Origin of the sequence: Pseudomonas sp. EL_65y_Pfl1_R83, from assembly GCF_963970695.1 — a bacterium.
In the GTDB taxonomy this organism is placed as follows: domain Bacteria; phylum Pseudomonadota; class Gammaproteobacteria; order Pseudomonadales; family Pseudomonadaceae; genus Aquipseudomonas; species Aquipseudomonas tritici.
The window spans coordinates 16,307-29,027 of sequence record NZ_CAXAQI010000005.1 but is presented as its reverse complement, the minus strand read 5'-3'; the positions used below and the strand labels follow the sequence as shown (position 1 = coordinate 29,027).

The window sequence follows — 12,721 nt, the reverse complement described above, 5'->3', positions numbered from 1 at the left end:
CTTCGACCCTGCCAGTTATGAGCGCATTTTCAGCCGCTGTTTTACGAGGTCCCTCAGGCCTATTTTTAACCGAGTTCACGATCTAACTTTGCCAGGCCTGGAGTTTTTAAGTCGGCACCGATGAAAGAAAATAGGGGTCAGACAACCATTGACGTTTGAAAGTCATTGCTTTGGGCGGCCAGCGAATCCTCTAACGGTTCGCTTGCCCAAAGCTTGTGCTATCTGCGACGCAAACCTTCCCGTTCCGAATACGTAATTTCCATTTGTAGCATCTCTGATTTGGTCGATTACTTCTTGCTCAAGCTCATCCTTGAAAAGACGACGATACGCCTCAGCCCTCTGATCGACATTACCACCCAATTCTTTATAACAATCATGAGGCGTTATAAGTGCTGAAGGTTCCAGCTGTGCATTTGCTCGGTAGCTCGTCCAACGATATTCAGCGGGATGATCCACCATTCCCGCTCTGACGGGATTCATTTCTATATAGCGATAACAGGCCATCAAATAGCTTTCGTGCTGCACCAAACAAGAACGATAACGACCTTCCCACAGAGTTCCTGTTCGTTGATAAGCACGATTTATATTTTGAACATAACGCTGACCAAGCTCTTTCATTAACGAACAAGCACTTAGAGGGGTAGTTGGAGTCAGTAATAAATGCACGTGATTCGTCATGAGACACCACGCGTGAATTTTGCAGCCATGCGTTTCCGACAAGAGCGTTAAGCGGCGGATATAAAAAATATAATCATCTTCTGAATAGAAACAAACCGAACGATTATTTCCGCGCTGAATAATGTGCAGCGGAAGACCTGGTACCAACAACCGAGGACGACGAGCCATAACAACCCCCTGATTTCTGAAAGAGATCAGCTTAGTCGCCCGTAACAAAAGCAAAGAAATATAATTATTTCAAAAAATAAATCAAATTTTTAAATAGCATAAGTCGTTATAAATAGCGAAAACCGTTATATACGTTAATGAAACATCACAAAAAAGTTAAACCCTTGTATGGATTTCGCTGAAAACGTGGTCTGACCCCGATTCCCGTTCAATTCAGGCGGACTGATTAGGCGAAACAATTCGCTTCGCTCTATCCTCGGTCAATGCGTAGTAGTTACCATTGCCGGCCAAGAACTACTTATTTGCCCTTCCAAACAACTTGGTGAGCCATCCCGTTTTCTTTGCTTGAGCCAACTCTGGAAAAACGGCATCACTGGGGTGAAGCAGTTCGCCGGGATAGTGTTCATGGCCGATACAAGCTCTGTCATCCATTGAGAACGCTTTGACCGCCGCAACAGCCTCAAAGCACCAACGCCCGAAGTAGCTGCCCATCTCAAGCGGGTGTTTAACCGGGTCACCATAGAGGTACCACCAGGGCTGATGTTTACCGCGCCGGTTCAGCTCCAGGTACCAGTGCTCTACAAACTCCCGCAACAGCGCTGCTTGTTTCGCCTGAGGCGCGTCGATAGCCTTGAGCAGTCTCGCGTAGGGTTTGACATGCAGCAGTTGAACCCCAATCACGCGCCCCGGTTGGCGGGATGCAATGATTCGATCCAGCAGAACGTCCCGCCCACCCTCGCCGATTAAAATAACCAATCGGCGCCACGGGTCATCTGGAATCTCAAGCGCCAGCCCCAGGCTCACTAACCAGAAACACCAGATATAGTGGTTAAGATCCGCCAATTCAAAGGTCCAGTCTCGGCAGGTCTGCAGATTGTTTTCTGCACAGATCTTGTCGGAGGCAGCATTGGAGAGTTCCCATGCGTCCAAAAGCCGGGGAAAGTAGGTCTGCATCTCAGCCACATGGCCGCCACTTGAGTAAACCCTTATAGCTGCACGCAAATTATGCTTCGCAAAATCGAATGCAAATTGCGGTTCGTACTCGGGATTGGGAGATGGCTCTGCCAGCATTTGGCTGGTCGTCTCAATCCATTGCAGGTCTTTTACCTGACGCATGTCCCAATACTGTTTATCTCCCAAAGGTGCGCGAATCATGGAAGAACCCCGTTCAGGTTTTTGGAAGGTAATATTTTAGAGGTGTCAGTGGGTTTGACCTTGCCAAGCGCATCCAATACCTCGACTTCTGTGGAACCATCAGGCCGGGTTCTTACGACCCACGTTTCGGTGCGGTTCATCCGCACGGCTGCCTGTACATCCAGGCTCTGATCCTGCCCTACTGCCCGCTCCAGGCGATCGCCACCCAGAGTCCATGCGGTAGAACCTTGCTTGCCATCCAACGTATTGCCTAGCCCCGAGGCCCCCGACTTCTTGTTGTCGCCAACAAACTTGTACTCAATGACGACGAAGTCAACATCTGGACGATTAACCTTATAAAGATCGTCCACTCCCGTTTCACCATTACCCGGGACGCGCGCCAATTTTTGCCCGTCGGGAACAATTTTCTGAACTGAATCGCCTCCGAACAGATCACCCATGACGCCTTTTTGCTCCCGGGTAAGCACACTAAGGTCCATGACAGGCTTGCCATCACGACCAAACAGCCCTCCGCTCTTGATCAATGCCTGTTCGGCGGCTTCATTGATGACTAAGTTAAAACGTTTGCCGACCGCCTCCGCGAGCTCACCGGTCAGCCTGTTCGTGGCTCTGCCCGCCCCGACAAGCCCAGCGCCTCCAAGACCAAGCTCCACGCCTGCCGAGGTGGCGAGCGCCTCATTTTGCCGGACCACATCAAGCCCGTAACCTTGCATTATATGTAACGTGTCGACCGCGCCTTTTAACCCGATCGCTTCCGGTGCGTTCTGAAGAGCCTCGAGCCCTGCAATGAACTGCCGCCCCCCACAGCTGGGACAATTGATCGTATCCATGACCCACAGGGCAGACTTCGATGTGCGGCTCATGATGAACTCTACCGCGCTGACGAACCCCTCTGCACTGCCCTCGCCCTTGGCGTTCAGAATCGCAGCCTGATTGTTGGGATCACGCCTGAACTTGTATGGGTCGACCAATTGCAAATGCTCGACCACGGACGTGACTAAAGCACGGTCCCCCAACAACCGCTTCAATCCCAGCGTCTCATTGTTGTAATCAGCAAGGGTGACGTGAAACAGATTCGTGTTTTTCGACTCGGAAAGCTCTGTTCGTAGAAAGTTAGCTGCCTCTGCCGTGTTGCCATCGCTGACGGCCAGGACATTGTTCCAGCCTCGGTCGACCATTGCCGCTGCTGTACGCAGCAGTTCAGTGCGGGCTTGATCATCCGTAATGCCCTTTTCGCTCGCGTAGCGTTTGACGCGATCGGTCTCAAGCGCAAATTTGATCTCATCCGGGTGCAACTGCCGGTTGTACTTTTCTACGCCGACCGCGGTACCAGCCGCAACTACCGCACCCTGGCTACCTCTTCCAGATCCGAGAGTAGAACCCAACCCCGCTGCAATTAACGAAACCACATTTTTTCGGTCAGCTTCGTTCATTCTCCCATCGGCGAGGACTTGCTCAATGGAAGGCATCAGCGCCGCAGAAGCCCCCGCGCCCAACGCGCTGCTCTGCACACTGCCACTGGACAACCCCATAGCCGCGCCCGCCAGCGCATGCAACATCACACGCGCCGCACCGCCTTCAGCCCAAGCTGCCCGAGTGGCCGCATCTGCTTTCGGATCAGTCGCACGTGAGTGGGCGTAATCACCAATTTTGTTGAAGATATCGCTGGAGGCCGTGTTGGCAACGATGCCAACCGTCGTTCCGACAGGCGCACCACCCAGCCCTGCTGCTATCAACCCGGTAGCAATGTCAGCCATTAACTTCTTGTCGCCACCAACCTGCCAGCGCTTGGCTTCCGCATAAGCGGCATTCGCTGCGAGTACCGTCCCAGCGGCGTCCGGCGAACCGGTTTCGGTCTGGGTTTTGGCTTTATCGGCCAGTGCTTTCGCCTCATCCGCCTTCGCCTTCCCTACCGCACTGATCACCCCACTGGCCAGTTGCGCCGAGCTTTGGATCAGGTCGATACGTTCCTGCATGGCCTTTTCATCAGGCCGGTCGAGCTTCTGATTGGCATTGGCAGTGTCGCGGTTCAGCCCCACCAGATCATTGGCGCCTTCGGCATTGCGCACCACAATCGTGCCGTCGCTGACCGCGCTACGGGTGTAACTGTGATCTTTATCCTTGAGTGCTATCGGGATGGCGCCGCCCGGCGAGGTGCCACCACCGCTGCTGGTGGAGACCGAGATGCTCGCCGACTGGCTCTTGATCTCGCTGACATTCTTGATATCGCTGACGATCAGCCGATCCGTGCTGAGGCGGTTCTTTTCAGCGCTGGCTTCGCTGGCAATCACCGCGCCTTGCAGGGTGGTGGTCTTGCCGACATTGATGTCGTAGCCGCCCGTGCCCGCATACAAGCCGCTCTGATCAGTCACGCCCTTGTAGTCGCTGTTCATCTTGGCGGCGGCAAGGTTCGCCGAGGCCGCGACGGTGGAGCCGTAGCAGAACGGTGGCACGCAGATGCTCGCGCCAAAGCCTGCGCTGTTCTGTTTGCTGCGCGACGACTCGGTGTCCTGGAGGGAGATGATAGTGAGGTTGCCGCCAATATCCGCCTTGATCCTGTCCGCGCGAACCTGGGCACCTTTGAGGGTGGTATCGCCACCGCTTTGCAACAACAGGCTGCCGGTATCGAGGGTGCTGTTGACTTGAGTAACGGAGTTACCGTTGCCATTGTTCCTGGCACCCTGCGCACCGAGGTCGAGGGTGAAGCCATTTTGCTCGCCAATATTGAAGCTGGCGCCGATGGCGGTTTTAGTTTTCGATCCTTCGTTTTTGCGGTCGGTGGTGTTCTGTGCGCTTTGCATCAACACATCGTTTTTGGCTAACAACAAGGTGTTGGCGGCTTTCAAGCGGCTGCCGATGATCTGGATATCACCCTGAGTCCCCGCCGCCGCGCCCGTGGCGACGATCGACAAATCTTGCCCTGCGTTGAGCGTGCTCTGCTTGGCGGTGGCGCTGTTGAATTCGCTGCTGTTCTTGCTGCGGTTATTGGCCAGTTCGGTACCGATTTTGATCAGCGAACCGTTGCCGGGCGTGCCGCCGGTTTTGTTTTTGAAACCGGAGCTTTGCGCATTGGCGTCCGAAGCCTGGCCGTTCAGGTTGTAGGCGGCGAGGGCTGCCTGGGCGATTTTGACGGCCTTGAGGCGTGGGTCATCAGCACTACGGGCCGCTTTGACGGCGTCGCGCATGCTGGTGGCGGTGTCCACCACCGAGCCCGCAATTACCCGCCCTACCGCCAAACTCTTGGAACTGTCCTTACTGGTCTGACTGGCCGTCTCCATCCCCGAAGTAACGGTGACATTCGCCCCGCTCAACTCCATGTTCTTGGTGCTCACCAAATCACTGGCCACCACCTTCAACTCACGCCCCGCCGTCAACGACACATTGCCCGCACTCGAGCCAATCGTGCTGCCGGTCAAGGTCATTTCATTGGCGGTGCCGTTGTGCTTGGAGCTGTTGATGTAGAGCTTCTGGTTGCCGGTCATGTCGTCCAGACCGAGCTTGTTGCCGGTCAGCACGCCGGTGAGGTCGCGGTTTTTCTCCTTGTGCATGTCGGTGCGGGCGAAGGTGTTTTGCGCCGCGTCTATGGTCAGGTCGCGGCCGGCTTGTACGGCGAGGTCGCCGGTACTGACCAGGTTGGAACCGGTGACAGTGGCATCACGCTTGGCGGCGACGGTGACGGTTTCGCCGGAGACCATGCTGCCCAGGGCGGTGGTGCGTTTTTCGTCGACTTTGTCCTGGACTTTGCTCGACTTGAGGCCGCCCCAGCTGCTTTTGCTTTCCTTGCGTTCGTGGCGGGCACTGTCTGAGTTGCTGACGGCGAGAATGCTCACATCCTGGCCCGCGACCAATTGCGTCGCACCTTTTTCGGCTGTGACTGAGCTGCCAGCCAGCAACAGGTTTTCACCGGCCACGACGGTGCTGTTTGTGCCCGCGCTGACGAGGCTGCCGACGTTGTTCACGGCGTCGGTTTCATCGAGGCGGAATTTCTTACCCTGCGAGGTTTTCTTGGTCTTGCTGTAGAAGCTGTAGTCCTGGTTTGCAGCGGCTTTGAGCTCGAGGTTTTTGCCGGAGACCAGGTACGCCTCGTTGCCGGCGTTGACCTGGCTGGCCACTAGTTGCAGGTTCTGCCCGGCGCTCAGGGTGGCGTCGCCGCCGGCCTTGATCACGCTGGACACTTGCTGCACGTGGTCTTCGATGCTTTTGATCTTTTTCGAGTTGTAGGTCGAATGCTGTTCGTTGGCTGCCGCGATGGCGTTGAGGTCGCGGGTGGCAATCAGGTTGACGTCGCGTTTGGCATTGACCTGGCTGGCCACGGCGCTGATGTCGCGCCCGCCAATCACGTGCAGGTCGCGGCCGGCTTCCACCACGGAGCCTTGCTGGGCGATGGTGGTGAAGTTCGAACGGGTGCCGATGGCGCCGCTGTCGAGGCTCTTCGAGGCGGTGATGTTGACGTCGCCTTTGGCCTGGACGGCCATGTCGGCGCCGCTCTTGAGCACGCCGCCGATGTTGTTGATGTTGCCCCCGGCTTTCAGCGCCAGATCGTTGGCCGATTCGATGCGCGCGGCGCTGTCGACGAAGTCGCTGCGTTCGGTGCGGTAGCTGCTGGCGCTTTCGTGGGTAGTGACGCTGCGTTCATTGAGCAGGTCGGCGCCCGCCGCGAGGTTGACGTTGCCCGCGCTGATCACACCGCCCGCACGGTTGCTCAGGGTGTTGCCGGCCAGCACGTCGAGGCGACCGCCGGCTTGCATCAAACCGCTGTTGGCAAGGTTGCCGCCGACGTTGGCCAGCAGGCTGCCGGTGGCGCGCAGGGTGCCGGCGTTATTGAGGTTGCGGCCAGTGATCAGGCTCACGTCACTGCCGGAAATCAGCGCGCCATTGGGCGCCAGGCGGTTGTTTGCCTGGGCCAGGTACAGCACCGGCACCAGCACTTGTTGGCCGGCGACGGTGGTGTTTTCCAGCCACACGATGTCGTGGGTCAGGGCCGCGACCTGTTCGGCGGTGAGGCTGACGCCCACTGACAGGTTGAGCGCGGTTTTGCTGCTGATGGCGTTGTCCATCAGGTGCTTGAACAGGTCGGCGTCGCTGGTCTGGCCGTCGATGAAACGCTGGCCGGTGCGTGCGAGGACGGCTTGCTGGATCAGGCGCTGTTCGTAGAAGCCATCACCGAGACGACGTTGTGCCGTCTCGGGGTCGTAGCCGAGCCGGGTCAGCATGTAGTCCGAGCCCAGGAACTGACGCATGTCGGTAAACAGCGGGTTGGTTTCGATCAGGTATTTGTGCGGGCTGGCCGCGAACTGGCTGGTGGGCAGGCCGGTCGCACCTTTGCCGTCGTTGAGGTGGAACAGGCCGTTTGGCCCGGTGGGCAGGTCGAAGCCCGGCAGGCCCAGTGGGTTGACCTGTTGCTGGGCGAGGTCCGGCGGCAGCTGCGCGTTGAGTTTCACCTCGGTCGAGAAGCCCGGCTTGGTGGTGTTGGCACCACTGCCGACGTAGGTGTAGCCGCGGTTTACGACACTGTTATCGATGCCGTCCTGGGCCTTCAGGTCAACGGCGCCGCCGGCCTGGATCACGGCGGCGTAGCTTTGGTCCGGCACCATCAATTGGGTGGTTTTGCGCAGGGCTGTCTTTTCGCTTTCCATCTTGCCGATGAACGAGGCCAGGCCGGCTTCGACACCGTCCATGTTCTGGCCCGCCGCATAGCGCTGGGTGAACGCCGCCGCCTCGCGGTACCAGCCGCCCGGCTTGCGCTCACGCGCCGAGGTAAAGATACGGTCGTACTGGGTGTCGTGGGTCACCAGGCCGACGTTGCTCAGTTGGTTGACACGCACGGTCATGGCGCCGCCGGCGGCAATGCTACTGCTGCTGTTGAGCAGGTTGCCGCCGCTCAACAGCATGTCGCCGCTCGAGGTGATGCTGGAAGCGGGCGTGGCGTCGCTGACAATAAAGTGGTCACGCACGCTGATCTGGAACGGACGGTTCTGTTTGCCGCCGTCGCAGTCGCCACCGGTCACGCCCTCGATACAGGCCGTGGGGGTAATAGAGGCGGTGTAGATGCCGGAGTGGGTGTTGAGCACGGTGCGGATGTTGTCGATCGTGCTGGCGGCCAGGATAAGGTTGCGCTCGCTTTCGATCGTGCCCGAACTGTTGATGATGCTGGTGGCGGCCGCGCCCTGCCCATCGCGGTCGACGCGCAGGTTGCCCATGGCGTAAATCGTGGCACCGAGGTTTTTCAGGCGGTCCACGCGCAGATTCATGTCGCCGCCGCTGAAAATCAGGCCGTGGTCGTTGAGCAGGTTGTCCACGGTCAGGTCGACGCTGCCCTGGCTGGCGACGGCGCCGCCGACGCTCCAGTCCAGGCCTTTGCCGACCAGGCTACGCGTGCCGAGCAATTGGCCGGTGGCGGTCTGTTTCAGGTTGTCGACGTTGACGGTCAGGCGCCCGGCCTGGATCGCGGTGCTGTTGGTCCAGTCGGTTTTGTCGAGGGTCAGGTCGCCGTTGGTGACCAGGCTGCCGCCGACGTCATCCAGGCTGATGCCGCTCAGGTCGAGCGTACCGGTACCCACGTGCACCACCTTGCCGCCGGTGTTCTGGAAGGTGTTTGCCGCGAGGCTCAATTGGTCGTTGGCGGTTTCCAGGCTGCCGCTGTTGTTCAGCAGGCCACCGATGGCGTAGCGGGTTTTGCCTGCGGTGCCCAGGGCACGCATCTGGCCGCTGTTGTTCAGGCCGACGGTGTCGACATCAAGGGCCGTGGCGCTTTCGATCAGGCCACGGTTGGTCAGGGCGCCGTCCAGGTTGACGTCGATGCGGTTGCCGGCGATCTCGCCGCCGTTGTCGACATTCAAGCCGGTAAGACTCACAGCGCTGCCGGCGAACAGTGTGCCGTTGCCGTTATTGAAGTTGATCGCGTCAACCACTGCATTACCGGCTTTGGCGGCGATGCGCCCACCGTTGTTATCGAGCATACCGGCGGTGATGTTCAGGCCGCCCTGCTCGCTGTGGATCAAGCCGTCGGCGCCATTCTGCAACAGGCCTGTCGTGGTGATTGCCACCCCGCCGTTGGCGGCCAGGGTGCCTTTGTTCTGGTTATCGATGCTGTTGGCGAACAGCGTCAGCAGGCCCTGGCTGGCGAGCTTGCCGCCCTGGTTGTCGATGTGGGCGGCGCGTTGCACCAGCAGCGGCCCGACACTCGCCAGCTTGCCGTTGCGGTTGATCAGGTCGCCGAGCAGGTCCACGGTGATCGAGCCGCCACCGGTGAGGCTGCCGGCGCTGTTGTCGAGGCGGTTGCCGTGCAGGGTAAACGCGCCGGTGCTGTCGATGATGCCGCCCTGGCTGTTGTCCAGCAGGCCGCTGACAGTGAGGGTTTGCGCACCGTCGCTGAGCAGTTGGCCTTTGTTGCGGTTATCGACGCTGTCGGCGGTGATGTTCAGCGCCTGCCTGGCGCTCAGTGTGCCGCTCTGGTTATCTACGTGGGTGGCGGTGGCGGTGAGGGTGCGATTGGCGATCACCGTGCCAGTGTTGCTGATGTTCTGGCTGTCGAGCGTGACGTCGCCAACGGCGTTGCGGGTGTTGTCGGCGTTGACCCCAGCTTCGATGATGCCGGTGTTGGTCAGTTGGCCGTTGCTGGCCAGGGTGATGCTGTCGCGCGCGGCGAGGGTCTTGCTGTTTTTCAGCGTGCCCTTGGTCGTCTGCGCCTTGAGGCGGGTGCCGGCGTAGACCGCGCCCTTGGTCTCCAGGCTCGCGGCCTTGATATCAATCGCGCCGCTGGCGGCCGCCTGGGCCATGCTCAAGTGGCCGTTGGCGTCGAGTTGAATATCGCCGCCACTGGCGGCCAAGGTGCCGTCGAGCTTCACGCCCACGCCGGCTTCAGTGCCCACCAGCTTGATGGCGCCGGCGTACATGCCGCCCAGGGCCGAGGAGTCGATGGCCAGTTCCGGCTTGGCGCTGCCGTCGTCGGCCCGCGTGGTGGTGTTCAAGCTTTGGGCATCGACGTCGTTGCGCCCGGCAATCACGGTGAGCTGACGCGCGTTGATCTTTGCATTGATCTTGGCGGTGCGGGTGATGATCTCGAAACGGTCGACGTTGCTGGCATTCAAGCCCTGGCCGTCGATGGTCACCGCGCCCCCATCGACCTGGTAATGGTCCAGGCGACCGACTTTGTCGATGACCGGTTTACCCGTGGTCAGGGTGACATTGGGCGTGTTGATGAACCCACAGCCGTTGCAACTGATGCCGTAAGGGTTGGCCACGATGACTTTGGCCGACTGCCCCGCCACTTCGGTGTAGCCGCGCAACTGGCTGGGGCTGCCGCCGTTGACTTCGTTGAGGATGACGTTCGCCGCGCCACCCTTGAGGTTCGGGTTGCCGACAATGATCCCGCCCAGTTGGGTGCTCTGCACCGCGCCCGTGGCGTTGTTGAGAATCACGCCATTGGGGCCGACGTTGTAGTCCTTGAACTGGTTATGGGACAGGCCGCTGCCATTGGGCGTGGCGATGTTCACCACCGGCACGCCGTTGCCTGCCTGGCCGAGCGTAGTGCCCGGGCCGCTGACCGCGATGCCGTCGGCCTGGGCCAGCAGCGGCTGCCAGAACAGCGCGTTGGCCAGGATCAGTGCCAGGCCGCGTTGGGTCAGGCTTTTCAGGGCGGTAGCAGGGCGAGCATCCATATTCAAAATCTCAAGGCAGCGGTGTTGATTACAGGAAGAAATCCAGGCGGAAATAGATCGGCGCTTCGCGCTCGGTCACCACGCCAGGTCGCTCCAGGGAATGGGCAACGGTCACGCTGGCGCTGACGTTTTTACCGCGCGCGAACAACTCCAAAGAGTTACTCGAGACGCGACCATGCTCGTCGTCGTTGTAGCGATCGTTGCTGATTACGCCCTGGTCATAACCGACGCTGGCGCCGTATTCGGCGAAGGCCGGGCGCATCCAGTCGAGGGTGACCGGGCGCGCCCAGCGCACTTCGTTGCGCCAGTAACCACCGCTGTCGCCGTTCAGTTGCTGGTCCTTGAAGCCGCGCACCGAGTAAGAACCACCCAGGCTCATGCGTTGCGCCGGGTACAGCACGTCTTCACTGCGCTGCCCGGTGGCGAGGCTGGAAAAACTCAGCGACTCGCCCCACAAAGTAAAGGGCTGCAGGTAGCTCATCGTGGCGGTGTATTTGCGATAGCGCGGGGTCGCCGTGAGGTTGCCGTTGGCATCGCGCCCCTGCTGGTCGCTTTGCGCGTCAAAGGCGCCAATGCCGTTTTGCATGCCCACGTCCAGGTTGACGAAGGCATTGCCGATGCGTCGACCGTGGGTGATGCCGACCTGAAATTCGCTGAGGCGGTTGCTGCTGGTCGCCAGCCGCGAATCGAGCAGGTAGTTGTTGGTGCGCAGGTGAGTCAGGCCGACGTTGACCGACGTCTTGCTCACCTCGTCACGATGGATCACCCGCTCGGCACGCAGTTGATGGTTCTGGCTGTCGCCGTTCTGCTTGACCTTCAAATCGTCCAGCATGAGGAAGGTGCGGTATTCGCTCTCGCTGTAGGTGTAACTGAAATTCCACCAGCCCCACGGCACGTTGTAATAGAACATGCTGCTGTTGGAGGTTTTCTGATGGTCGCTGATGGCGTCGTGGCCACCGCGCAAAATCAGCTGATCGGCCAGGCCCAGTGGGCTGTCCCATTCCAGGCCGGCGCCCCATTGTTGTTCGCCGGTGCTCTTCTGGCCGTCGTTGTTGCGCGACAGGCTGGCGCGCCAGGGCTTTTGCGGGACGTTCTTGACCCGTACTTCACTGCCGCCGATCTGGCTGCCAGGGGTCAGCTCCATTTGCGCCTGCTTGGAGGGCAAACGGCTGAGCTGGTCGACCAGTTGCTCGATTTCCCGCAGGTTGAGGGCTCCGCCGATGTTGCCGGGAAACGCCATGGCCAGCTCGCGGTCGGTCAGGTTGCTGCCTTGCGCGCCCTTCAAGCCTTCGAGCTTGCCTTCCACCACCAGCACCTGCAGGTGACCGCTGGAAAGGTCCTGCTGCGGCAAATAGGCACGACTGGTGACATGGCCTTTGGCGATGTAATAGTCGGTGATGACCTTGAGCAGCTCATTGAGCTGTGGAACGCCCAGGCACTGGCCGATATAAGGTTTGAGCAGGAGGGTGCGGTCGCCGACGGAGAGGCTGTCGGCGCCCTTGAGTTCGATGTCTTTGATCGGGAAGCAACGGGTGTCGGCGGGTGTGGCCGGGGCCTGGGACTGATCGCCTTTGCCGGGCAAGTCCTGGAGTTCATCCAGGCGCCGACGCTGCTCTTCCAAGAGGCGGTTCTGGCGGTCGCGAATCAGGTCCTGATCCCCTGGCGTAGGGGCGGCTGTGGCGCTGTTCAGGCTCAGATAAGCGAGCATGAAAGTGCATAGCAGATACCGAGTCCGTGGTAATAACAAAGACATGTTCAATCCGTCGAAAATCAAAGGGCGGCAAACTAACATCGAATTTCCGCTCACTTAAAGAACCGAGCACGTTGAATAAGCGTGCAAGATGCTCGCGCAACCTGTTGATTATTAACAATTAAAAATTATCAAACAGGCATACGGCTTATTGCTGGAAGTTATATTCCGACAAGCGGCAGCTGTATTGATGACGATTTCGTCGGAGAACTTAATAGTTGCCACTAGTTGGCCATCAAGTTCTTACCGAGATAAGTTAGTACCGAAAAAGGCAGAAAAGTTCTCGGAGGTTTTGTGAATTGGATCCCAC

General features: G+C 59.1%; 4 protein-coding genes. All 4 read right to left on the bottom strand.

From position 1 onward, the window contains the following. Positions 1-162: 162 nt before the first annotated feature. Positions 163-846 (bottom strand): transposase, encoded by a 684-nt coding sequence (locus AACY08_RS08515; protein WP_339469057.1) that lies wholly within the window; start codon positions 844-846, stop codon positions 163-165. 294 nt (positions 847-1,140) lie between these two features. Next, entirely contained in the window at positions 1,141-2,001 is an 861-nt protein-coding gene (locus AACY08_RS08510) for a PoNe immunity protein domain-containing protein (RefSeq protein WP_339469055.1), read from the bottom strand. Further along, on the bottom strand, positions 1,998-10,661 hold the full coding sequence (locus AACY08_RS08505) for a hemagglutinin repeat-containing protein (protein WP_339469054.1): 8,664 nt from the start codon (positions 10,659-10,661) through the stop codon (positions 1,998-2,000). The genes AACY08_RS08510 and AACY08_RS08505 overlap by 4 nt, the downstream gene beginning before the upstream one ends. Positions 10,662-10,689: 28 nt before the next feature. Beyond that, on the bottom strand, positions 10,690-12,414 hold the full coding sequence (locus AACY08_RS08500; RefSeq protein ID WP_339469052.1) for a ShlB/FhaC/HecB family hemolysin secretion/activation protein: 1,725 nt from the start codon (positions 12,412-12,414) through the stop codon (positions 10,690-10,692). Positions 12,415-12,721: the final 307 nt, after the last annotated feature.